We start from the raw sequence: 22,398 nt of genomic DNA on the forward strand, positions 1-22,398 counted from the left end.
CGGGGACGCGTCAGCGCGTTCCCCAGTTGTAGAGGTCTTTGTAGAGTCCGGCGTAGAGCAGGCTCTCGGTCTGCACGATGCCGGGGATGGTGCGGATGCGGGTGGCGATGAGGTCGATCAGGTGGTCGTCGTCCTCGCACACGGCCTCGACGAGGATGTCGAACGTGCCGAGCGTGACGACCACGTAGGCGAGCTCGGTGATCGCGGTCAGTTCCTCCGCGATGGCGCGGGGGTCGCCGGAGACGCGGATGCCGATCATCGACATGCGGCGGAAGCCGAGCTGGAGCGGATCGGTGACGGCGACGATCTGGATGATCCCGGCCTCGGTCATGCGCTGCACGCGCTGCCGGGCGGCGGCCTCGCTCAACCCGACCTCGCGGGCGATCTCCGCATATGGGCGGCGTCCGTCCTCCTGCAGCAGCTCGACGATGCGTTTGGAGATGTCGTCGAGGGGCGGCTGCGGCGTCGGAGTCATGTACCGATAGTGACATTCGGAGGGCTTCCTCGCAACTGATTCCGTCGTTTGACCCGCTCCACTCTTCAGATTCCGCGTTCGAGTGGCTACCATGGCGCCATGTCCACCCCGTCGACGACGACCGTGCCCCTGACCAACTTCCTCGGCGGTCGCGCCGTGCCGGCCCACGGGCGGGGGCGCCTGCCGCTCATCGATCCCGCGACCGAGGAGACCTACGGCGAGATCCCGCTCTCCGACGCGACCGACGTCGACGCCGCCGTCGCCGCCGCGGCCGCCGCGTTCCCGCAGTGGCGCGACACGACCCCGGCGCAGCGCCAGCTGGCCCTGTTCCGCATCGCCGACGAGCTGGCCGAGCGGGCCGAGGAGTTCGCCGATCTGGAGTCGCGCGACACCGGCAAGCCGCGGGCCACGCTGGTCGCCGACGAGATCGAGCAGTCCATCGACCAGCTGCGGTTCTTCGCGGGCGCCGCTCGCAGCCTCGAGGGCCGGGCGGCCGCGGAGTACGTCGCCGGGCACACGTCGTTCGTGCGCCGCGAGCCGATCGGCGTGATCGCGCAGGTCACCCCGTGGAACTACCCGCTCAACATGGCCGTGTGGAAGATCGCGCCGGCGCTCGCCGCGGGGAACACCGTGGTGCTCAAGCCCGCGGAGTCGACGCCGCTCACCACGCTGCTGCTCGCCGAGATCGTCGCGCACCACACCCCGCCGGGAGTGTTCAACGTGGTGCTGGGCGACCGCGACACCGGCGCCGCGCTCATCGCCCACCCGGTGCCGCAGATGGTCGCCATCACGGGCTCGGTGCGCGCGGGGATGGCGGTCGCACGGTCGGCCGCCGACGACGTCAAGCGCGTGCACCTGGAGCTGGGCGGCAAGGCCCCGGCGCTGGTGTTCGCCGACGCCGCGCTCGACCGCGCCGTGGAGGGCATCGTCGCCGGAGCGTTCTTCAACGCCGGGCAGGACTGCACCGCCGCCACCCGCGTGCTCGTGCACTCCTCGCGGCACGACGAGCTGGTCGCGGCGCTGGTCGCGCGCACCCGCTCGCACGCCCGCACCGGGGGGCCGCACGACGACGGCGTCCTGTACGGACCGCTCAGCAGCGCCGCGCAGCTCGCCCAGGTGCAGGGCTTCATCGACCGTCTGCCCGCGCACGCCGCCGTGGCGACGGGCGGCCGGAGACAGGGCGACCGCGGCTACTTCTGGGAGGCCACGATCGTCACCGGCGTGCGACAGGACGACGAGGTTGTGCAGGGCGAGATCTTCGGGCCGGTGCTCACGGTGCAGTCGTTCGAGACGGAGGAGGAGGCGCTGGCCCTCGCGAACGGCGTGCCCTACGCGCTCGCGGCCTCCGTGTGGACCACGGATCACGCCAGGGCCATGCGGTTCTCCCGCGACCTCGACTTCGGCTGCGTGTGGATCAACACCCACCTGCCGTTCGTGTCGGACATGCCGCACGGCGGCTTCAAGCACTCCGGCTACGGCAAGGACCTGTCGCAGTACGGGTTCGACGACTACACGCGCCTCAAGCACGTGATGAGCGCGATCGACTGAGCCCGGCGCCGGACGCGTCTCGGGGTCAGCGCGGGCCCAGGAGCTTCACGCGGCGATGCTCCCGCAGCGTGAACTGCGGCCGCTGATCGATCTTGGTCGCGCCGTCGAGCTCCCACCCGTGCCGGGCGTAGAACCCGTCGGCGCGGTCGTTGCCGTCGAGCACCCACAGGTAGCCGCGCGTGTGCCCGGCCTCGATCATGCGCGCCTCGGCGGCGTCGAGCAGCGCATGCCCCGCGCCGGTCGACCACGCGTCGGGGTCGGCGTAGATGCCGTACAGCTCGGCGTCGTCGAGACCGTCGGGGTCGCGGCCGGAACCGAACGACGCCCACGCGATCACGTTCCCGTCGCGCACGGCCACCAGCGTGCCGAGGCTCGTGGGCAGCGGGTCGGCGAAGATCCGGCGCCACCCTTCGGCGCGCTCCGACACGGAGAGCCCGTCGAGCACCTCCTGCTCGATCAGGCCACGGTAGGCGATCTGCCACGAGCGCACGTGCACTCGGGCTACGGCATCGGCGTCGTCGGCGCGGGCATCGCGGATCACGAGGGACGTCATCCTTCCACCCTAGGCGCGGTGACGCGGGCCGGATCCGGGGCTGGACGCACGCGTCACGATGAGGCATGCTGGCCGGGCACCCGAGCCGAACCACGAGCATCGACACCTCCGAGGATCAGCCGCATGTCACGACCTCTCGCCGGACCGCAGAGCCTGCTCCGGTCGCTCAACGGCCGCGCCATCCTGGAGCAGCTGGCCGGGAACGGGCCGCAGACGCGGGCGGAGCTGATGGCGGCGACGGGGCTGTCGCGCACCGCCGTCACCCAGGTGCTGCGGATGCTGGAGGCGGCGGGCGCCGTGGCGGCCGCCGGCGTCGACCGCGGGGTGCGCGGCCCCGCCGCCGGGCGCGTGTCGTTGCACCCGGGGCTGGGCGTCGCGGCGGCGGTGCACGTGGACCACCACGCCGCGCACGTCGTGCTGGTGGATGCGACCGGGGCCGTGCGGGCGGAGCAGCACGCGCCGTTCCCGTCGGCGGTGGATCGGGTGGCGCACATCGCGCGGCTGGTGGCGTCGTGCCGGGAGTCGACCCGTGGCCCGCTGCACCTCGCCGTGGTCGGGGTGCCCGGGATCGTGACGGCCGACGGCGGCATCCGCGATGACCAGGGGCCGGACGGCGGCGCGTTCCGATCGGCGCTGCAGACGGCGCTCGGCTGCCCGGTGCAGGTGGAGAACGACGTGAACCTGGCCGCGCTCGCCGAGCTGACCTCGGGAGCGGGGACCGAGCTCGCCAGCTTCGCGCTGCTGCTGCTCGACGACGGGCTCGGCGCGGGCATCGTGATCGAGGGGATGCTGCACCGCGGTTTCTCCGGGGTGGCGGGCGAGATCATGTATCTGCCGCAGACGCCGCTGCCGATCGGCGCCCCGATCGTGGGGGAGGACGTGGTGCACGACCTCGCCCTGGGTCTCGGGCTCGACGTGCGGGCGCCGCTGCTGAGCCACCTGGAGGCCGCGCGGCAGGGCGACGAGAAGGCACGCGAGCTGGTCGCCGAGATCGGCCGGCGCCTCGTGGTGGCCGCCGGCACCGTGGCGCTCGTGCTCGACCCGGAGGCGTTCATCCTGGGCGGGGAGGCCGCGCACCCGGCTCTCGTGGAGGCCGTCGACCGCGTCGCGGAGGAGTTCGCCGCGCAGCTCCCGCTCCGGTTCCTGGTGTCGGCGTTCGGGCCGGAGGCTCCGCTCGTCGGTGTCGTGGGCGAGGCCGCCTCCGCCCTACGCGCGATCGTGTTCTCCCGCCTCCTCACCCCCGCGGCCGCCGCACCCCGACCCGGCCGCTGACCCACCCGACAGGACCCGCCATGACCGCTCTGCCCCCGCTCGCCGACCGTCTCGGTCTCCCGTCCGGCGCGAGGGCGATCATCCTCAACGCCGACGACTTCGGTATGTGCCATGCGGCCAACACCGCGATCGGTAGCCTCCTGGAGCGGGGCCGGATCGACAGCGCGACGGTCATGGTGCCGTGCGCGTGGGCGCCCGAGGCGCTCGCGTTCTCCGCCGGGCGGCGCGACCTCGACGTGGGCGTGCATCTCGTGCTCACGAGCGAGTGGCGGCGGTACCGCTGGCGTCCGCTCACCGGCACCGGCACGACCCTGGTGGACGAGGACGGCTTCTTCCCGAGCGAGGTCGCCGTGGTCGAGCAGGGCGCGGCGGAGGCCGACGTGGCGGCGGAGCTGGCGGCGCAGGTGCAGGCCGCGCTCGACGCCGGGGTGGATGTGACGCACCTCGACAACCACATGGGGTCGGTGTACGGACTGTCGACCGGGCGCGACTTCCTGCGTCCCGTGTTCGAGCTCGCCGCCCGGCTCGGGCTGCCGTTCCGTCTCCCGCGGTTCCGCGAGGGTGCCGAGGCCGATCCGCAGCTGCAGGCCAAGCTCGCGGAGGCGACGGCGGCTGCGGACGCGCTGGGCGTGGAGATCATCGACCGGCTGTGGACGCACCCGTTCGAGCTGCGCGGCGAGGGCACCGCGCAGGAGGAGACGTACGAGCAGGTGCGCGATGGCTTCCTCGACGTGCTGCGGGCCGTGCCTCCCGGCGTGACCGAGATCTACCTGCACCCCATGACCGACGGCGCCGAGCTGCGGGCCGCGGTCGACTACGGCGCGGCCAAGCGCGGCTTCGAGCTGCGGCTGCTCGACGACCCGGTGGTGGAGCAGACCATCGACGACGAGGGCCTGGTGCGCGTGGGCTGGCGCGACCTGCGCGACCTGCAGCGCGGGGTCTCGCAGTGACGTCGCTGGCGGAGCGGCTGCGCGACCGCCGTCTCGACGCGGCACCCACGCGCGCACAGTCGATCGCGTTCGGCGCATCCGGGTTCCCCACGCAGCTGATGACGCAGACGTTCTCGGCGTTCGTCGTCTACTTCTACGTGTCGCACCTCGCGGTCCCCGCCGCCTGGGTCGCGGTGGCGATGGTCGCGCACGGCATCCTCAACGCGGCGCTCAACCCGCTGGTGGGGGCGCTGTCCGACCGGATCCGCACGCCGTGGGGGCGCCGCATCCCGTGGATCGGCCTCGGGATCGTGCCGCTCGTCGTCGCGTTCGCCCTGGTGTGGATGCCGCCCGACCTGCCCCCGGACGGCCTCATCGCCTGGTTCCTCGTGGTGGTCGCGGTGTACGACATCGCGTTCGTGGTGGTGGTGCTCAACATCTCGGCGCTGTTCCCGGAGATCTTCCGCACCACGGAGGAGCGCGCGAGAGGCAACGTGCCGCGGCAGATCTTCGCCATCCTCGGCATCGTGCTGGGCACCGCGGGGGCTCCGGCGCTGTACGACACGATCGGCTGGCCCGGCATGGCGCTCGTGCTCTCGGGCGTGTGCCTGGTGCTGCTGGCGTGGTCGTTCTTCGGCGGGATGATCGAGCGGAGCGTGCCCGAGGCGGCGTCCGAGGCGATGCGCTGGCGCGACCAGCTCGCCTACACGTTCCGCAACCGCGCCTTCGTGCCGTACGTGCTGGGGTCGCTGTGCGTGCAGACCTCGATCGCCGTGATCCTGGCGTCGGTGCCGTTCTACGTGCGCTACTCGCTGGGCGCGGCGGAGGGCGAGGGCAGCCTGCTGCTCGGTGCGATCTTCGTCACGGCGATCCCGTCGATCGTGCTGTGGAGCGCGGTCGTGCGCCGCACCTCGCCCCGCACGGCGCTGCTGTGGAGCGTCGCGGTGTTCGGGGTCGCGGTGCTCGCGTACCTGATCCCCACGTCGGTGCTCGGCGCGGCGCTCGTCGGCGTCGCGGTGGGTGTGGGCGTGGGCGGGCTGCTGCAGCTGCTCGAGGTGGTGCTGGCGCAGATCATCGACGACGACGCGACGCGTACGGGCCACCGGCGGGAGGGTGCCTACTTCGGCGTGAACGGCTTCGTGGTGCGCGGTTCCGTGGTGCTGCAGGCCATCGTCGCGGCGCTCGTGCTCACGGCCTCGGGCTTCGACGCGCAGCTCGGCGACGCGCAACCCGACACCGTCGACGGCGGCATCCGGCTCATGCTGGCCGTGATCCCGCTGGGGTTCACGGCGCTCGCGTGGCTGTGCTTCTGGCTCTATCCCATCCGCACGCGCGACGTGTGAGGCTCAGGCGTCCGCGGCGCGGCGGGCCTCCCAGCCCGTGCGCACCATCTCGTCGACCGTGTAGCGCATGCGCCAGTCGAGGTCGCGCGCCGCGAGCTCGCCGGTGGCCACGATGCGATCGGGGTCGCCGGGGCGCCGGGGGCCGATCTCGGGCGTGAAGTCGATCCCGGTCACGCGGGCGACCGCGTCCATGATCTGCTTCACGCTGAGGCCGTCGCCGGAGCCGAGGTTGTAGGCGGCCTCGATGGGCTCGCCCGCCGCGAGGCGCTGCGCCGCGGCGACGTGCGCGGCGGCGATGTCGCCCACGTGCACGTAGTCGCGCACGTTCGTGCCGTCCGGGGTGTCGTAGTCGTCGCCGAAGATCTTCGGGGTGCGACCCTCCAGCAGCGCCTCGAACACGATCGGGAAGAGGTTGTGCGGGCTCACGTCGTACACCGCGGGGTCGGCGGAGCCCACCACGTTGAAGTACCGCAGCGAGGTGTGCCGCAGCGGCCGCTCGGAGTCGGCGGTGGCGACGGCCTGGTCGCGCAGCAGCCACTCGCCGATCAGCTTGGACTCCCCGTACGGGCTCGCGGGCTTCTTGGCGGTGTCCTCCACCACGAGCGGCACGTCGGGGGTGCCGAACACGGCGGCCGAGGAGGAGAAGACGATGTTCGCGACACCGGCGGCGGCCATCGCCTCGAGGATCACGCGCGTGCCCTCGACGTTCTGCGCGTAGGTGTGGAGCGGACGCTGCACCGAGACGCCCGCGTACTTGTAGCCCGCCACGTGGATGACGCCGTCGGCCTCGTGCTCGCGGAGGGTCTGCTCGACCAGGTCGCGGTCGAGGATGCTGCCGCGCACGAAGGGCACCCCGTCCGGAACGAACGATGCGACACCGCTGGAGAGGTCGTCGAGCACCACCGGGGTGAGGCCGGCCGAAGCGAGCGCGCGGACGACGTGGGCACCGATGTAACCGGCGCCGCCGGTGACGATCCAGGACATGGGTTCCTCTCCTGCCACGCCCCCCGGCGCGGCTCGACCACTCATTGTGTCAGGCGTCGCGGCGCGGACCTGCGGAGGGGCTGACGGTGAACAGGTGCGGTTCGGGGTGCCCCGCCTCGGCGAAGCGCGAGCGCACCGCGGCGGACACGGCCTCGACCTCCTCGTGCGGCACGAGCGCGATCGCCGCACCGCCGAAGCCGCCGCCGGTCATGCGCGCGCCGAGGGCACCCGCGGCGAGGGCGGCGTCGACCGCGGTGTCGAGCTCGGGCGTGGAGATCTCGAAGTCGTCGCGCATCGAGGCGTGCGAGGCCACGAGCACCTCACCGATGCCGCGGGCGCCGTGCGTGCGCAGCGCGGCGACCGTGTCGCGCACCCGCTGGTTCTCGGTCACGATGTGCCGCACGCGGCGGAAGGTCTCGTCGTCGAGGAGCTGCTGCGCGCGGGGCAGGTCGGTGACCTCGACGTCGCGTAGGGCGGGCACCCCGAGCGCCGCGGCGCCGCGCTCGCACGACTCCCGGCGCGCACGGTACCCGCCGGTGGAGTGGGCGTGCTTCACCCTGGTGTCGATCACGAGCACCTCGAGCCCGGCCGCGGCCATACCCAGCGGCACGACCTCGGCCGCCAGCGACCGGCAGTCGAGGAAGATCGCCGCATCGGGCTCGCCGAGCATCGACGACATCTGGTCCATGATGCCCGTGGGCGCCCCGACCGCTTCGTTCTCGGCGGTGCGGCCGATGCGGGCCAGCGCGACCGCGTCGAGCCCGGTGTCCCACAGCTCGTTCAGCGCCGACGACATGGCCCCCTCGATCGCAGCGGACGACGACAGCCCTGCGCCCACCGGCACGGCGGACGCGATCGCGATGTCGGCCCCGCGCCCCGGCACTCCCGCGGCCCGGCGCAGCGCCCACGCGACGCCCAGCGGGTACGCGGCCCACTCCGGCACCGCGGGGTGATCACCGGCGGGAGTGGGGAACAGGCGGTCGAGGTCGTCGAGTGCGACCTCGACCGGTTCGTCTGCGAACGTCGAGGCGACCCGGAGCCGCCCGTCGTCGCGCACCGCGACCGCGGCGGCCGTGCGCTGCGGGATCGCGAACGGCAGCACGAATCCGTCGTTGTAGTCGGTGTGCTCGCCGATGAGGTTCACGCGGCCCGGTGCCGACCACACGCCGTCCGGCTCGCGTCCGGTCAGGGCGGAGAACAGCGCCTCGGCCTCCTGCACCGCGGTCATGCGGGGGCTCCGTCCACGGGGGTCGTGCGGGCGATCGCGTCGCGAAGGCGCTCGGCGCCCTGCTCGGGGGTGACCTCGGCGGCCCACGCCCACATCGCGGCCTCGGAGCCGGCGAGGTACTTGAGCCGGTCGGCGGCGCGGCGGGGGCTCGTCAGCTGCAGGTGCAGTCGCACGCTGTCGCGGCCCACCCGCACGGGCGCCTGGTGCCACGCGGCGATGTACGGGGTGGGCGCCGCCTCCTGTCCCGGTTCGGCGTAGAGGGCGTCGACGCCGCGTAGCAGGCGCAGGTAGAGCGGTGCCAGCTCGTCGCGCTCGGCCGCGGACGTCTCGGCGAAGTCGGGCACGTGGCGGTGGGGCATCAGGTGCACCTCCAGCGGCCAGCGGGCGGCGAAGGGCACGAATGCGGTCCAGTGCTCGCCGCGCAGCACCACGCGCTCCGATCCCTGCTCGGCGTCGAGGATGCGGGCGAACAGGTCGGGCGCGGTGCGGTCGATCATGTCGAGCGTGCGGGCGGTGCGCGGGGTGACGTAGGGGTAGGCGTAGATCTGGCCATGCGGGTGCGGCAGCGTGACCCCGATCTCGGCGCCGCGGTTCTCGAACGGGAACACCTGCTGGATGCCGGGCAGCGCCGACAGGGCTTGCGTGCGGTCGGCCCAGGCCTCGATCACGGTGCGGGCGCGGGTGACGGTCTGCGTGCCGAACGACCCGGCGTGCTCCGGGCTGAAGCACACGACCTCGCAGCGGCCGATGGCGGTGCGGGTGCGGCCGAGGCCGGGTGCGTCGAGGTCGTCGAGCCCGCGCGGCGGATCCGTCGCGGCGGGGGCGGTGCCGACCGCGTCGGCGAGCGCGGGGCCGAACGCGGGGGAGCGGTTCTCGAACACGGCGACGTCGTAGCGCGACGGCACCTCGGAGGGGTTGTCCGGGGTCTGGGGGGCGAGCGGGTCGGCGTCGGCCGCGGGCATCATCACGCGGTTCTGCCGGTTGGAGGCGACGGTGATCCAGTCGCCCGTGAGCACGTCGAGGCGCATGGTGGCGGTGTCGGGCCGGGGCGCGAGCGTGCGGGCGTCGACGGCGCGGTCGGGACCGAGGGCGGTGCCGGGGTCGTCGTAGTAGAAGAGATCGCGGCCGTCGGCGAGGGTCGTGCGGTGCCGGACGACCCCGGCGCCGAGGAGCGCGGTGGTCGGGGCGGTGGGGGCGGGCGTGTTCACGTCAACATGGTAGGAGTATGGCCGTGGTAACGTCAACACGCCCACCCTGCGCACGGAGGATCACGGTGACCGCGAACGACCCCCGCCCCGCGCCGGAGACCCCCGTCCCGGCGCGCGTCTCCATGGCCGTCGTCGCCCGCCGAGCCGGAGTGTCCGGACAGACGGTGTCCCGCGTGGTGAACGGCAGCCCGCGCGTCGACCCGGCCACCAGGGAACGGGTCGAGGCGGCGATGGCGGAACTCGGCTACCGGCCGCACCGCGCCGCGCGCGCCCTGCGCACCGGGCGCTCGCACACGATCGGCCTCGTCGTCACGACGCTCGCGACCGTGGGCAACTCGCGCATGCTCCAGGCCACGGCGGAGGCGGCGGCCGACCGCGGGTACGCGCTCACCGTCGTGACCGCGTCGGAGGGCGTCGACGCCGCGTTCGCCCAGCTGGCGGAACAGGAGGTCGACGGCGCGATCGTGCTCAACGAGGCGTCCGCGCAGGTGAGTGCCGCACAGGTTCCCGCGGGGCTCCGGCTCGTGGTCGTCGACGCCCCGCGCGACGCGGGCTTCACGGTCGTCCACAGCGACCACGCGGGCGGGGCGGCCGCTGCCACCGCGCACCTGCTCGACCTCGGTCACGACACGGTGCACCACCTGGCCGGACCGGCCGGCTCCTTCGCGGCGGACGAACGCGAGCGGGGGTGGCGCGAGACCCTGGCGGGCCGCGGCATCCGTCCGCCGCGCGTCGTCCGGGGCGACTGGACCTCCGGCTCGGGCTTCGCCGCGGGAGCCCGGCTCACCGGGGCGTCGGCGGTGTTCTGCGCGAACGACCAGATGGCGCTCGGGCTGCTGCGGGCGCTCGCCGCGGAGGGCCGCCGGGTGCCGGAGGACGTCGAGGTGATCGGCTTCGACGACGTGCCGGACGCCGCGAACTACCTGCCGCCGCTCACCACCGTGCGGCAGGGATTCACCGCGCTCGGGAAGCACGCGGTCGCCGCGCTCGTCGACGCCATCGAGGGCGCGGGCGGCGTGTCCGGGGGAACGGTCGTGCCGACCACCCTCGTGCCGCGTGCCAGCACCACCCGCTGAGGCCGTGCCGGCCGGCGGAACCCGGATCGCTCCGACCGGCGGTCAGCTGCCGAGCGCCGCCGACACCACGGCCCGCGCCTCCTCCTGCACCTCCGCGAGATGCTCCGGCCCGCGCAGGCTCTCCGCGTACAGCTTGTAGACGTCTTCCGTGCCGGACGGGCGAGCGGCGAACCACGCGTGCTCGGTCTGCACCTTGAGCCCGCCGATCGCGGCGCCGTTGCCGGGGGCGTGCGACAGCTTGGCCGTGATCTCCTCCCCGGCGAGCGTGGTCGCCGTGACCGATTCGGGGGCGAGCTTGCCGAGCGTGGCCTTCTGCTCCGGCGTGGCCGGTGCGTCCACCCGCTGGTACGCGGAGGCGCCGAAGGCCTCCTCCAGCTCGGCGTAACGCTCCGACGGCGTCTTGCCCGTGACCGCGATGATCTCCGCAGCGAGCAGACACAGCAGGATGCCGTCCTTGTCGGTCGACCACACCGAGCCGTCGCGGCGCAGGAACGACGCACCGGCCGACTCCTCGCCGCCGAACGCGACCGTGCCGTCGAGCAGCCCCGGCACGAACCACTTGAAGCCGACCGGCACCTCCAGCAGCCGGCGGCCCAGCGAGTCGGCTACCCGGTCGATGATCATCGACGACACGAGCGTCTTGCCGACGGCTGCGTCGCGCGGCCACTGGTCCCGGTGCGAGAACAGATAGTCGATCGCGACGGCCAGGTAGTGGTTCGGGTTCATCAGCCCCGCGTCGGGGGTCACGATGCCGTGCCGGTCGGCGTCGGCGTCATTGCCGGTCAGCACGTCGTAGTCGCCCTTCCGCGCCACGAGCGAGGCCATGGCCGACGGCGACGACGGATCCATCCGGATCTTCTCGTCCCAGTCGAGCGTCATGAAGCGCCAGGTCGGGTCGACCTCGGGATTCACCACGTCGAGGTCGAGGTCGTGCATCTCGGCGATCAGTGCCCAGTACTCCACCGAGGCGCCGCCGAGCGGGTCGGCGCCGATGCGCACGCCTGCGGTGCGGATCGCGTCGACGTCGATGATGGACGGCAGGTCGCGCACGTACGCGTCGCGGAAGTCGTAGCCGGTGATGGCGTCCCAGTCCACGTCGGCGAACCGCTCGCGCGTGACCTCCGCGAGGCCGTCCGCCATGAGCTGGTTGGCGCGGTCGGCGATCCAGCCCGTGGCGTCGGTGTCGGCGGGGCCGCCGTGCGGCGGGTTGTACTTGAAGCCGCCGTCACGGGGCGGGTTGTGCGAGGGCGTGACCACGATGCCGTCCGCCCGCCCCGGGTCGTCGGCGGCCCTGCCCTTGTTGTAGGTGAGGATCGCGTGGCTGAGCGCGGGCGTCGGCACCCAGGAGTCGCGGGCGTCGACGCGCACGTCCACGCCGTTCGCCAGCAGCACCTCGATCGCGCTGCGCTCCGCCGGCAGCGACAGCGCGTGCGTGTCGCGGCCGAGGAACAGCGGGCCGGTGATGCCCTGCGCCGCGCGGTAGTCGACGATCGCCTGCGTGGTGGCGAGGATGTGGTTCTCGTTGAAGCTCTTCGTCAGCGACGAGCCGCGGTGACCGCTGGTGCCGAACACGACCCGCTCAGACGGGACCGCAGGGTCCGGCACGCGGTCGTAGTAGGCGGCGATCAGCTCGTCGACGTCGATCAGGTCACTTTCCTCCGCGGGGAGGCCGGCACGACTGCTCATCCTCTCAGTCTGCCCCGTGATCCGGATGCGCGCACCGCCTTGACACGAGGAAATGCGATGGGTCACCGAGGGCTAGGCTGAACGCCGTGACCGATCGCCGCACCTACAGCTACCTCGGACCAGCCGGAACCTTCACCGAGGCGGCACTCGATCAGGTGGCGGAGGCCAGGGGGCAGATCTGGCGTCCCGTGCACAACGTCGGCGAGGCGCTCGACGACGTGCTCGAGGGGCGCAGCGACGCGGCGATGATCGCGATCGAGAACTCGATCGAGGGCGGCGTCTCCACCACGCAGGACGCGCTGGCCACGCTCCCGGGACTGCGCATCATCGGCGAGTACCTGGTGCGCGTGAACTTCGTGCTGGTCGCCCCCCGCGGCACCACGCTCGACCAGGTCGAGGTGATCGCGGCGCACCCCGTGGCGTATGCCCAGTGCCACGGCTGGCTGGGCGAGCACCTGCCCCGCCACTCGCACGTGCCGGCGGCCAGCAACGTCGCCTCGGCGATCGGCGTGCTCGACGGCTCGATCCCCGCCCAGGCGGCGATCGCGGCCCCCGGCATCGTGCAGCACTACGACGTGGACGTGCTCGCGGAGGGCATCGGCGACAACGCGGCCGCGGTGACGCGCTTCGTGCTCGTGACCCGCACCACGCGCTCCCCGGCGCCGACCGGGGCCGACAAGACCTCGCTCATCGTGGAGCTGCCGCACGACCACCCCGGCTCGCTGCTGGAGATGCTGGAGCAGTTCTCCACGCGCGGCATCAACCTGTCGCTCATCGAGTCCCGGCCCATCGGCGACGAGCTCGGCCGCTACCGGTTCGTGATCGACGCTGACGGCCACATCGAGCACGAGCGCATGGCCGATGCGCTGCTCGGCATCCGCCGCTTCAGCCCGCGCGTGGTGTTCCTCGGGTCGTACCCGCGGGCCGACCGGCAGATCGTGCAGTACCCGGACCGCTACTCCGACGACGTGTTCGTGGAGGCGCGCGACTGGCTGCGCGGCATCCTCTCCGGCGAGCCGGAGTCCTGACTCCCGGGTCGTCCGTCCGGGGTCAGTGCTCCTGGAACCGGGGCCACGCGCTGCCGGGCAGCATCCGCGCATGCAGTGCGCCCTTCGCCGACGCGAGGCTCGGGTACGTGCCGGCGGCGGCATCCGCTCCCGCCATCGTCACGACGTAGCCGTCCTCATCGTGGCGGATGCTTCCGACCACACCGTTGGGACCGTAGGCGACCCAGAGTGCGAGTGTCTTGGTGCTCATCGTCGAACCCCTCTCTCTGCCGCCGAGGCTACGCCTCCGCACACGCGCCGGCCAGCCCCTTGCGCGCCGGTCCGCCGCGTGGTCAGGCTGCCGCAACGAGTTCGAGCGTCTGCTCCCGGCCGGGGGCGGCGTCGCGCGGCTCGGACTCGAACGCACCGGCCACGGGCGACAGCATGACCTCGTCCACGCCGTGCTGCGCGGCGAAGGCCCGCACCTCCGCGGCGACGCTCTCGCCCGTTCCGACGAACCAGCGCGACCGCGCGGCCTGCACGACCTGGTCGGTCGCGGCGTCGGGGGTCGCGGCGAGCGCTTCCTCCACGGTCTCGAGCGCGACCAGGGGCTGGTTGAGCCGCAGCCGCGCCATCATCCGCAGCTGCGGGAGTGCGCGCTGCTCGGCCTCGTCGGCGGTGGGCGCTGCGACCGCGTTGACCGTGAGGAACGTGCGCGGCTCCGGGTGCTCCTCGCTGGGGCGGTAGTTCGTGCGGTACAGGTCGAGCGCACGCTCGAGCCCCTGTCCGGAGAAGTGGTTGGCGAACACGTACGGCAGGCCGTGCGATGCGGCGAGCTGCGCGGAGTAGTCGCTCGAGCCGAGCAGCCACACCTCGGGCACGCCCGTGGCGGCGGGGGTCGCGCGCACGGTGTACTCGCCGCCGGAGGTGAAGCGCACGGTGGCTCCCTCGGCCGAGAACAGCGCGGCGATGTCCTGCACGTGGCGCGGGAACTGTTCGACGTCGCTCGTGGTTCCGCTGCCCCGCAGCAGCTGCGTGATGACGGGGTCGCTGCCGGGCGCGCGGCCCAGGCCCAGGTCGATGCGACCCGGCGCGATGGCCTCGAGCGCCGCGAACTGCTCGGCGACGATGAGCGGTGCGTGGTTCGGCAGCATGACGCCGCCGGAGCCGAGGCGCACGCGGGAAGTGCGGGTGGCGGCGGCTGCGATCAGCACGGGCGGCGTGGTGGAGGCCACCGCGGGCATGTTGTGGTGCTCGGCGAACCAGTAGCGCCGGTAGCCGAGGCGGTCGGCGGCCTGGGCGAGGGAGAGGGAGGCGGTGATGGCCTCGGTGCTGGTCTGGCCGGTGCGCACGGGCACGAGGTCGAGGACGGAGAGGGCGACGTCGTTCATCCCCGGGTGCAACCCCGGGCCCGGCGCCGGCATTCCCGCGGGGCAGGAGGACTCCGCGGTGGATGCCGGCGGCGGGAGGGGACGGCCGCGGTCAGGCGGCGCGGGGTACCGGCGTGAGGGCGTCGGCGAGGGCGGCGCGCGCGACGCGGTAGCGGATGTGCCAGGCGGCGCTGTAGCTCTGCTCGGGCAGCGCTCGCAGCACGGCGCGGTCGTCGGCGTCGAGCCCTTCGCGGGCGGCCTCGCGCAGCAGGTCGTCTCGCGTCGCCGGGTACTCCATGCCGGCGAGGAAGCGGTCGAGAGCGGGAGTGAGTGCCATGGGACGTCCTTTCTGCGAGAAGGGAACGGGAGGGGGAGGGGCGGCGCGCGGGCGCCGCCCCGGAGAGGTCAGGCGTCGATGGCCTGACGCTGCTCGCCGGATTCCACGACGATCTTGCGCGGCTTGGCGCGCTCGCTCACGGGGATCACGACCGACAGCACACCGCTCTCGTAGGAGGCGCTGATGTTGTCGAGGTCGACGCCGTCGCCGAGCGAGAACTGGCGCAGGAACGAGCCGGCCCCGCGCTCGCGGGCGAGCCAGCGCACGCCCTCCCGGGTGTCGGCGGTGCGCTGGGCGCGGATCGTGAGCTGGCCGCCGTCGAGGTCGACGTCGATCGAGCCGGGGTCGGCGCCGGGGAGGTCGGCGTGCAGGATGTAGCGGTCACCGTCGCGGTACAGGTCCACCGGCATCGACCGGGGTGCGCGAACGGAGTCCAGCACGCTCGCGGCGAAGCGATCGAGCTGGCTGAAGGGGTCGAAGGTCAGTGCCATGAGGTTCTCCTTTCGTGCGGCCCGTGTGGGCTGAGGTGAGGGTGCAGATTATCTGCACTTGGGCTATAGATTTGTTATAGAACGAGATGAGAGATCTCGCAACCCCGATCCGAGGACACGTCAGATGACCGCACGCGACTCCCGCACCCCCGTCTACGGCATCGCCGTGGCCGCCCAGCTCGCCGACCTCCCGGAGGCCACCATCCGCCTCTTCGAGAGCAAGGGACTGCTCGTGCCCGCCCGCAGCGACGGGGGCACGCGCCGTTACAGCGACGACGACATCGAGCGGCTCCGGCGCGCGGCCGCGCTGCGCGGCGACGGGGTCAACATCGCCGGCATCGCCCGCGTGCTCGACCTGCAGGATGAGAACGCCGGGCTCCGCGATGCGCTCGACGCGGGCACCTCCCGCTCGGCCGGAGACCGCCGCCCTCCCCGCTGACCCGTCCTCGGACGACGCTACGCTTCCCCCATGGAAGCCGGGATCTTCTACGTCCTCGTCGGAGCCGTCGCCGTCGCCGCGATCGCGCGATGGCGGGGGTGGCCCGCGCCGCTGCTGGTGACGGTGGTCGCGCTCGCCGCCTCGTTCCTGCCGATCGTGCCCGACCTGCCCATCGACGGACACCTGCTGCTGAGCCTCGTGCTGCCGCCGCTGCTGTACTCGGCCGCGCTCGATGTGTCGTTCGTCGGGTTCAAGCGCAGCCTGCCGCAGATCCGTCGACTGGGCATCTGGCTCGTGCTGCTCACGGCGTTCGCGGTGGGCCTCGTGGCGTGGTGGATCCTGCCCTCGCTGACCCTCCCCGGCGCGCTGCTGCTCGGGGCGATCGTCGCGCCGCCCGACGCGGTGTCCGCGGCGGCGATCGGCCGCCGACTCGGCCTCCCACGGCGCATCATGACCGTGCTGTCGGGCGAGAGCCTCATCAACGACGCCACCTCGCTGACGCTGTACCGGGTCTTCGCGGCGATCCTCGCCGGAGCGACCCTGACCGTGTGGGACGGCATCTGGCAGTTCCTGCTCGCGGTCGGCGTGGGCGTCGCGGTCGGGCTCGTGTTCGGGATCGTGCTCCACCAGCTGCGCATGCGGCTGACCGACCCGGTGGTGATCGGCACGTTCGGGCTGCTGGCGCCGTTCGGGGCCTACGGCATCGCCGAGCACCTGCTGGGCTCCGGCGTGCTCGCGGTCGTGGCGATGGGGCTCTACGTGGGGTTCAACGCGCCGCGCACCGACTACACCACGAGGCAGCAGGAGGCGCCGCTGTGGCTGTCCGCCGACCTGCTGCTGGAGAGCTTCGTGTTCGCGTACATCGGGTTGCAGTTCCCCCGGGTGCTGCGCGATCTGGGCAGCGAGTCGGTGGGGCGCATCCTGCTGCTGTCGCTCGCCGTGCTCGTGGTGGTGCTGCTGGTGCGGCCGCTGTACATCTACCCGACCAGTGCCTGGGCCAACTTCCAGGACCGCCGCCGGCTCGCCCGCATGGACCGCGGCATCGCGTCGGGCGAGTTCGACGAACGGCGCCGGCGGTCGCGGCGGTGGCGGCAGTACAGCGCGGACGAGTTGCGCAGCCAGATCGTGCGGGAGCGGATGGCGGGGCTCCAACTCACGTGGAAGGACAACGCCGTGATCTCCTGGGCGGGGATGCGGGGCGTCGTCACTCTCGCGATCGCGGTCGCCGCAGCCGACCTCGCGACGCTCGACACCGAGGCCGCCCACGCGATCGTGGTCGTGGCGTTCATCGTGACGGTGGGCACGCTGCTGCTGCAGGGACTCACGCTGCCGCTGCTGATCCGTCGCCTGGGGATCCGCGGCGACGCCGAGCACGCGGAGGATGCGGCGGCGCTCGAGGCGGTCAAGGCCAAGAGCCGCGAGGCCGGCAAGGAGTATCTGGCGCAGAAGCGCGAGGAATGGGAGGCCTCGCACGGGCCGCTCGACCTGGAGGCGTTCGACGCGTTCACGAAGCGGATGACCAGGGTGGAGAAGGACACCGACGAAGCGCAGCGCGTGGAGGACACCGCGAGCCGCCCGTCGGTGGACGACCTGGTCGCGCTGTCGAAGGGCTGGCTGCAGGTGCGGCGCGGGATCCTGGTGGCGGAGCGCGACGCCGGCAACCTCGACGAGGAGGTCATGCGGGAGCTGATGACCGCGATGGATGCGGAGGAGCTGGCGATGGACACCCGGGGCGCCGCACGCCAGCAGGGTCGCGCCTAGGCCTGTCGATCAACCGGACGGACGCCCTGCTCGGTGCGCGTCCGGTGCGCGTGCCCTCCGACGTCGTGTCTGCGGGGGAGCCGGTCACCGCACGGGTGTCGCCCGAGGGAAAGACCATTCGCCGCTGAGCACCTCGCGACGGGGGCGGTAGAGGCGCACCCAGTAGTTCCACCCCGGCGTGATCGGAAGGACGTTGGGCGCGTCGCCGGGCGATCCGCCGAACTGGATGACGGTGCTGCCGTCGGGCTCCTTCACGGCCGTCACGCTGTTCACCGAGTAGGCGTCCTGGTCGTTGGGCTCGAAGTAGCCCTTGGCGTTGTAGACAGCGATCGACCAGAATCCGTCGACGGGCACCTCTCCGACCGTGAGCCGGTACACCGTGGTGCCGTCGTTGTGTTCCGGGGTGACCGGGAAGTACGTCGCATCGCGGCGGGGGTTGCCTCCCCACGCGCTGGCCGACCCGATCAGGTGGCGCACCGCATCGACGTCGCCGCGCGTGCCGAACATCCCGTCGGTGTCCGACAGCGAATCCGACAGCACCAGCAGCGCATCGCGGATCGTGGAGCGCGACTGCTCGTCCCAGTCGGGAATGTCGAACGATCCGGACTGCTCCTGATCGATGCGGATCTCGTCCTGCAGTGCGTGCACGGTCGCGATGTCGTCCGGATCGGCCGGGTCGACGAGGAGGCGGATGCCGAGCATGGCGTACCGGGTCGGCACGAGCTCCGCGTCGATGACGTGCGCGCCGGAGTCGTAGAAGACGGCGGGAACGTAGTGGTCCTGGTCGATGACGATGAGCGACAGGAAGCGCCCCGCGGTGTCGGGCAGCGTCACGGTCGCGGGGCCCGCCTCCAGGTCGACGACCGCCGCCGAGTAGAGCGTGTCGCGGTTGGCGCGGATCACCGTCTGGTGGTCGATCGGCATCGGCTGGCGATAGTGGAAGAAGCGTCCCGGCCCGCCCGATTGGCTCACGGCTGTCGCGAAGTACTTGTCGGTCTCCGCTCTCACGAACGTGTCCACTGTGACGAGCGTAGCTGACATGGCGACATCATGCCGGAGGCGGTTTCCGTCGACAAGCGACGATTTCGGGGGTGCGCTCCGTGGCGCGTTCGCCGGGGCGGGAACGACCGAGCGCCTCACCCGAAAAGGGTGAGGCGCTCGATGTGTCGGCGTCAGCGTGCCACGGGTCAGCGCGCGCCGGCGGGCTCCGGGGCCGTCGCGGAGGCGTCGGCCTCGGGGGCGTCGTCGTCGCCGGAGTCGTCGGCGAACGGCAGGCCCTCACGCGGCGCGTTGTAGAGGTCCTCGTTGAGGATGCCCTCGCGCTTGGCGACGATGGTCGGGATCAGCGCCTGGCCCGCGACGTTGACCGCGGTGCGGCCCATGTCGAGGATCGGGTCGATCGCGAGCAGCAGTCCGACGCCCTCGAGCGGCAGACCGAGGGTCGACAGCGTGAGCGTGAGCATCACGACCGCTCCCGTGGTGCCGGCGGTGGCGGCGGAGCCCACGACCGAGACGATCACGATCAGCAGGTACTGCACGAAGTTCAGCTCGATGCCGAAGAACTGCGCGACGAAGATCGCGGCGATCGCGGGGTAGATCGCGGCGCAGCCGTCCATCTTGGTCGTGGCGCCGAGCGGCACGGCGAACGAGGCGTACGAGCGGGGCACACCGAGGTTGCGCTCGGTCACGCGCTCGGTGAGGGGCAGGGTGCCGATCGACGAGCGGCTCACGAAGGCGAGCTGCACGGCGGGCCACACGCCGGAGAAGTACTGCTTGATGGACAGGCCGTGCGTGCGGACGAGGATGGGGTAGACCACGAACAGCACGAGCGCGAGGCCGATGTAGATCGCACCGGCGAACCAGCCGAGCGAGGCGAGCTTCTCCCAGCCGTACTTGATGACGGCGGAGCCGATCAGACCGAACGTGCCGATCGGGGCGATGCGGATGATCCACCACAGCACGCGCTGGATGACCTTGAGCAGCGACTCGGTGAAGACCAGGAACGGCTCGGCCTTCTTGCCCGCCTTGAGGGCGGCGATGCCGACGACCGCGGCGACGACGATGACCTGGAGGATGTTGAAGCCCACCGTGGAGCTGAAGGCGCCCTCGGTCGCACCGGGGGAGGTGCTGACGGTGAGGCCGAGGAAGTTCTGCGGGATGAGCCCGAGCAGGAAGTTCCACCACGTGCCGACCGTGTAGGGGTCCCCGGGCTCGAGGCCCTCGCCGGCGCGGTTGCCCGGCTGGATGACCAGGCCCAGCACGATGCCGATGATGACGGCGATGAAGGCGGTGATCGCGAACCACAGGATCGTCTGCCCGGCCAGGCGCGCGGCGTTCTGCACTCGGCGCAGGTTCGAGATGCTCGCGACGATCGCGGTGAAGATCAGCGGGACGACGGCGGCGCGCAGCAGCGTCACGTAGGAGCTGCCGATCGTGTCGAGCGTGGCCGAGAGGCCGGTGGGGTTCTCGGCCGTGGCGCCGAGCTGCCGGCCGATCAGACCGGCGGCGATGCCGAGGACGAGGGCCGCGATGATCTGGAAGCCGAACGAGGTCAGCAGCTTCCGGACCGGCCCGCGGGTGTCTGGCGCCTTCTGGGCGCGTGCGGTGGTGCTCATTGAGGTGGGGACTCCAGAAATCGCGGCGCGCCGAGTGCGCGCCATGAGGCTCAACGCTAGAGCTGCCTGGGAATTCCCTGGTGGCATGTGACGAAGCATGACGGCCGCCCCTCCGCGACCGTCATGCTCCGGGTTCGGGGGGTCAGGGGGCGACGCACTCGTTCAGATTCTCGGTGATGATCTGCGTCGTGAGGGCCTTGTCGGCTTCGTCCTTCTGCTTGTCCTCGCCGTTGGCGATGTAGGTGAGCGTCTCGTTGCTCAGTTCGGAGTCGACCAGGGCGTCGGCCAGGCAGCTCGCGGCCTCGTCGGTCATGGCCTGCTCCTGGCTCGTGCCGGCGAACACCTTCTGGATCCCCTCGGCGACCTCGTCGGACGAGGGCCGGCCGGGTCCGCCGCACGCGGCGAGCGAGAGGACGAGCGCGGCGGCGGGGACGAGGGCCGCGAGACGGGCGGCTGGGCGGGCCGCGAGTGCTGGCTTCTTCATGAGGGTGACGCTAGCGCCGCACAGCAGACCCATAGAAGGGGCTTGCGTCCGGAGACGCACTCGTGCTCGTGCCGTCACCGCGGGGCGAGCACGAGCAGATCGCCCACCTCGCACTGCAGCGCCTCGCAGATCGCGCGCAGGGTGGAGTAGCGGATGGCGCGGGCGCGGTCGTTCTTGAGCACGGACAGGTTCACGATGCTCACGCCGACCTGCGCGCTCAGCTCGGTGAGGGTCATGCCGCGCTCGGCGAGCAGCTCGTCCAGACGGCAGTGGATGCCGGTGAACTCGTCGTCGCTCTCGGCCGGGCTCACACCAGTCCCTCCGTCTCCTTCTCCAGCGCGGCCTTCTCGCGCTGGAGTCGGATGCCACGGCGGAACGCGACCGCGATGAGTCCGACCGTGATGCCGGTGGCGAACACGGGTGCGACCGCCCAGAACTCGATCGGGTGCGTCGGCTCGCCGTCGCCGAGGCCGAGGGCGGCGAGCACCCCGTTGCGTCCCATGGTCTCCAGCAGCACGATCGCGAGAGGTGCCAGCACGAGCGTCCACCCGATCACGTCGAACGCGCGGGCATTGCCCGGCACGAAGAACCGGCCGCGGAGGAAGTTCCACGCCACGAGCGTGACCGCCGCGATGACGGCGGTGGCGGCGAGGGCCCACAGGGCGATGGCCGCGACGATGGCCGCGACGGAGACGGCGCTGACGCCGGTCGCGAAGATCAGTGCCTCCTGCGCGATGCCCTCGACGGCGAGCTGTCCGGAGTCGGCGGTGGCCGAGATGGGCTGCTCGTCGATCGGCAGCGACCAGGCGATGCCCTGATCGCGGAAGGTGCAGGCCACGCGGAGCGCGGTCGCCACTCCGACGCTGACGAGGGCCGCGGCGGCGTAGAGGAGGACGGCGCTCGCGTCGGCGCGCTCGGAGCGGGTGGCGGTGGTGGCGGTGGCGTTCATCAGACGAGTCCCTCCGTGTCGCGCTGCAGACGGCGGCCGATCGTGAACACCCCCGCGACGAGGGCGAGCGCGAACGCCCAGCCGACGGGGGCGAGGTCGAACTGCACGAGCAGCGTCCACAGCACGTCTTCGACGCCGGGGTCGGTCGCTGCCAGGTCCTTCACGATCTCGGCCCGGCCGATGCCGCCGGCGAACTGGCCGAGGAGTGTGCCGGCCATCAGCAGGCAGGCGGCGACGGCGAACATCCAGGCGAGGGAGGCGCGGAACGGCCGGGAGCGGATGAGCGAGACGCCGAGCCACCAGACCACCGCGCACAGGGCGACGGTGGCGAGTGCGGGGAGCGCCGTCTCGAGCAGCAGCAGCCAGCGCGCGCCGGTGGGCGGCGCGGTGAGCGTGACGAGGGCGGAGTCGACGGTGGCGCCCGCGATACCGGTCACGCCGTCGAGGGCGGTGAGGTCGACGTCGTGCACCGGCATCGCGACGGTCGGTTCCGGGGAGAACAGGGTGCCGGCGGCCTGGGCGACGGCGACGATCGCGCCGATCCCGACGCTGACCGCGCCCGTGGCGATGAGCCCGAGCGCGATGCCGTCGGCGAGCGATGGTCGTCTTTCCGTGGCGAGCATGAGGTTCTCCTGGGGATCGTGGGGTTATCGACTTTCGTTAA

The 22,398-nt window shown here is 72.3% G+C and carries 24 protein-coding genes; 8 read left to right on the forward strand and 16 right to left on the reverse strand.

All coding sequences use genetic code 11. The features are described from left to right. Nucleotides 1-10: 10 nt before the first annotated feature. The gene (locus KE274_RS07590; RefSeq protein ID WP_211542426.1) at nucleotides 11-475 is read right to left on the reverse strand and encodes an Lrp/AsnC family transcriptional regulator; all 465 of its coding nucleotides are present in this window, start codon (nucleotides 473-475) and stop codon (nucleotides 11-13) included. 99 nt (nucleotides 476-574) lie between these two features. On the opposite strand from KE274_RS07590, the gene KE274_RS07595 reads away from it, so the two are divergent. After that, nucleotides 575-2,023: a gamma-aminobutyraldehyde dehydrogenase gene (locus tag KE274_RS07595; RefSeq protein ID WP_211542429.1), complete on the forward strand. Its 1,449-nt coding sequence runs from the start codon at nucleotides 575-577 to the stop codon at nucleotides 2,021-2,023. Nucleotides 2,024-2,048: 25 nt separating this feature from the next. Here KE274_RS07595 and KE274_RS07600 read toward each other — a convergent pair whose 3' ends face one another. Then, nucleotides 2,049-2,576 (reverse strand): GNAT family N-acetyltransferase, encoded by a 528-nt coding sequence (locus tag KE274_RS07600; RefSeq protein ID WP_211542431.1) that lies wholly within the window; start codon nucleotides 2,574-2,576, stop codon nucleotides 2,049-2,051. A 123-nt stretch (nucleotides 2,577-2,699) separates the two neighbouring features. Here KE274_RS07600 and KE274_RS16650 point away from each other — a divergent pair, with 123 nt between their 5' ends. The 3 genes from KE274_RS16650 to KE274_RS07615 are packed head-to-tail and all read left to right on the forward strand — an operon-like array spanning nucleotide 2,700 to nucleotide 6,120. Further along, nucleotides 2,700-3,848 carry an ROK family transcriptional regulator gene (locus KE274_RS16650; protein WP_211542433.1) on the forward strand — a complete coding sequence of 383 codons (1,149 nt, stop codon included), beginning with the start codon at nucleotides 2,700-2,702 and terminating at the stop codon, nucleotides 3,846-3,848. A gap of 20 nt (nucleotides 3,849-3,868) precedes the next feature. Further along, entirely contained in the window at nucleotides 3,869-4,798 is a 930-nt protein-coding gene (locus tag KE274_RS07610; RefSeq protein ID WP_211542435.1) for a polysaccharide deacetylase family protein, read from the forward strand. Beyond that, nucleotides 4,795-6,120 carry an MFS transporter gene (locus KE274_RS07615; protein WP_211542436.1) on the forward strand — a complete coding sequence of 442 codons (1,326 nt, stop codon included), beginning with the start codon at nucleotides 4,795-4,797 and terminating at the stop codon, nucleotides 6,118-6,120. The genes KE274_RS07610 and KE274_RS07615 overlap by 4 nt, the downstream gene beginning before the upstream one ends. A 3-nt stretch (nucleotides 6,121-6,123) precedes the next feature. Here the strand turns inward: KE274_RS07615 and galE are convergent, their stop codons facing one another. Genes galE through galT form a run of 3 tightly spaced genes read right to left on the reverse strand, consistent with a single transcriptional unit; the run spans nucleotide 6,124 to nucleotide 9,540 of the window. Next, nucleotides 6,124-7,104, reverse strand: coding sequence for a UDP-glucose 4-epimerase GalE (galE, locus tag KE274_RS07620; RefSeq protein ID WP_211542438.1), 981 nt, complete (start codon nucleotides 7,102-7,104; stop codon nucleotides 6,124-6,126). A gap of 49 nt (nucleotides 7,105-7,153) precedes the next feature. Beyond that, on the reverse strand, nucleotides 7,154-8,332 hold the full coding sequence (gene galK / locus KE274_RS07625) for a galactokinase (protein ID WP_211542440.1): 1,179 nt from the start codon (nucleotides 8,330-8,332) through the stop codon (nucleotides 7,154-7,156). After that, nucleotides 8,329-9,540, reverse strand: a complete 1,212-nt coding sequence (gene galT, locus KE274_RS07630) for a galactose-1-phosphate uridylyltransferase (RefSeq protein ID WP_211542442.1) — start codon at nucleotides 9,538-9,540, stop codon at nucleotides 8,329-8,331. The genes galK and galT overlap by 4 nt, the downstream gene beginning before the upstream one ends. A 122-nt stretch (nucleotides 9,541-9,662) precedes the next feature. Between galT and KE274_RS07635 the strand changes: the two genes are divergently transcribed. After that, nucleotides 9,663-10,616 (forward strand): LacI family DNA-binding transcriptional regulator, encoded by a 954-nt coding sequence (locus KE274_RS07635; RefSeq protein WP_211543362.1) that lies wholly within the window; start codon nucleotides 9,663-9,665, stop codon nucleotides 10,614-10,616. A 42-nt stretch (nucleotides 10,617-10,658) separates the two neighbouring features. On the opposite strand, the gene pgm is transcribed toward KE274_RS07635, so the two are convergent. Continuing rightward, a complete protein-coding gene (gene pgm / locus KE274_RS07640) occupies nucleotides 10,659-12,302 on the reverse strand; it encodes a phosphoglucomutase (alpha-D-glucose-1,6-bisphosphate-dependent) (protein ID WP_211542444.1) in 1,644 nt (547 codons plus the stop codon). Between the two features lie 77 nt (nucleotides 12,303-12,379). Here pgm and pheA point away from each other — a divergent pair, with 77 nt between their 5' ends. Continuing rightward, entirely contained in the window at nucleotides 12,380-13,330 is a 951-nt protein-coding gene (gene pheA / locus KE274_RS07645) for a prephenate dehydratase (RefSeq protein WP_211543364.1), read from the forward strand. A 22-nt stretch (nucleotides 13,331-13,352) separates the two neighbouring features. On the opposite strand, the gene KE274_RS07650 is transcribed toward pheA, so the two are convergent. From KE274_RS07650 to KE274_RS07665, 4 genes are all read right to left on the reverse strand, one after another. Further along, on the reverse strand, nucleotides 13,353-13,559 hold the full coding sequence (locus tag KE274_RS07650) for a methyltransferase (protein WP_211542446.1): 207 nt from the start codon (nucleotides 13,557-13,559) through the stop codon (nucleotides 13,353-13,355). Between the two features lie 82 nt (nucleotides 13,560-13,641). Then, on the reverse strand, nucleotides 13,642-14,679 hold the full coding sequence (locus KE274_RS07655; RefSeq protein ID WP_211542448.1) for an LLM class flavin-dependent oxidoreductase: 1,038 nt from the start codon (nucleotides 14,677-14,679) through the stop codon (nucleotides 13,642-13,644). Nucleotides 14,680-14,770: 91 nt separating this feature from the next. Beyond that, nucleotides 14,771-14,995, reverse strand: a complete 225-nt coding sequence (locus tag KE274_RS07660) for a DUF2795 domain-containing protein (protein WP_211542450.1) — start codon at nucleotides 14,993-14,995, stop codon at nucleotides 14,771-14,773. 68 nt (nucleotides 14,996-15,063) lie between these two features. Further along, nucleotides 15,064-15,486 (reverse strand): Hsp20/alpha crystallin family protein, encoded by a 423-nt coding sequence (locus KE274_RS07665; RefSeq protein WP_025105470.1) that lies wholly within the window; start codon nucleotides 15,484-15,486, stop codon nucleotides 15,064-15,066. A gap of 124 nt (nucleotides 15,487-15,610) precedes the next feature. Here KE274_RS07665 and KE274_RS07670 point away from each other — a divergent pair, with 124 nt between their 5' ends. After that, nucleotides 15,611-15,925, forward strand: coding sequence for a MerR family transcriptional regulator (locus KE274_RS07670; protein WP_211542452.1), 315 nt, complete (start codon nucleotides 15,611-15,613; stop codon nucleotides 15,923-15,925). 30 nt (nucleotides 15,926-15,955) lie between these two features. Continuing rightward, nucleotides 15,956-17,686 (forward strand): cation:proton antiporter, encoded by a 1,731-nt coding sequence (locus tag KE274_RS07675; RefSeq protein ID WP_211542454.1) that lies wholly within the window; start codon nucleotides 15,956-15,958, stop codon nucleotides 17,684-17,686. An 84-nt stretch (nucleotides 17,687-17,770) separates the two neighbouring features. On the opposite strand, the gene KE274_RS07680 is transcribed toward KE274_RS07675, so the two are convergent. The 6 genes from KE274_RS07680 to KE274_RS07705 all read right to left on the reverse strand — a co-directional run bounded on the left by KE274_RS07680 (nucleotide 17,771) and on the right by KE274_RS07705 (nucleotide 22,357). Beyond that, complete coding sequence (locus tag KE274_RS07680; RefSeq protein WP_307872167.1) at nucleotides 17,771-18,706, reverse strand: DUF1254 domain-containing protein; 936 nt, start codon at nucleotides 18,704-18,706, stop codon at nucleotides 17,771-17,773. Between the two features lie 167 nt (nucleotides 18,707-18,873). Beyond that, nucleotides 18,874-20,301, reverse strand: a complete 1,428-nt coding sequence (locus tag KE274_RS07685; RefSeq protein ID WP_211542458.1) for a dicarboxylate/amino acid:cation symporter — start codon at nucleotides 20,299-20,301, stop codon at nucleotides 18,874-18,876. A gap of 142 nt (nucleotides 20,302-20,443) precedes the next feature. Then, nucleotides 20,444-20,785 (reverse strand): hypothetical protein, encoded by a 342-nt coding sequence (locus tag KE274_RS07690; RefSeq protein WP_211542460.1) that lies wholly within the window; start codon nucleotides 20,783-20,785, stop codon nucleotides 20,444-20,446. A gap of 74 nt (nucleotides 20,786-20,859) precedes the next feature. Continuing rightward, the gene (locus KE274_RS07695) at nucleotides 20,860-21,096 is read right to left on the reverse strand and encodes a helix-turn-helix domain-containing protein (protein WP_211542462.1); all 237 of its coding nucleotides are present in this window, start codon (nucleotides 21,094-21,096) and stop codon (nucleotides 20,860-20,862) included. Further along, complete coding sequence (locus KE274_RS07700) at nucleotides 21,093-21,734, reverse strand: hypothetical protein (protein WP_211542464.1); 642 nt, start codon at nucleotides 21,732-21,734, stop codon at nucleotides 21,093-21,095. Before KE274_RS07700 ends, KE274_RS07695 begins: the two co-directional genes overlap by 4 nt. Then, a complete protein-coding gene (locus KE274_RS07705; RefSeq protein ID WP_211542466.1) occupies nucleotides 21,734-22,357 on the reverse strand; it encodes a hypothetical protein in 624 nt (207 codons plus the stop codon). The genes KE274_RS07700 and KE274_RS07705 overlap by 1 nt, the downstream gene beginning before the upstream one ends. Nucleotides 22,358-22,398: the final 41 nt, after the last annotated feature.

The organism is Microbacterium paraoxydans, assembly GCF_018224615.1.
GTDB classification, from domain to species: Bacteria; Actinomycetota; Actinomycetes; order Actinomycetales; family Microbacteriaceae; genus Microbacterium; species Microbacterium paraoxydans_B.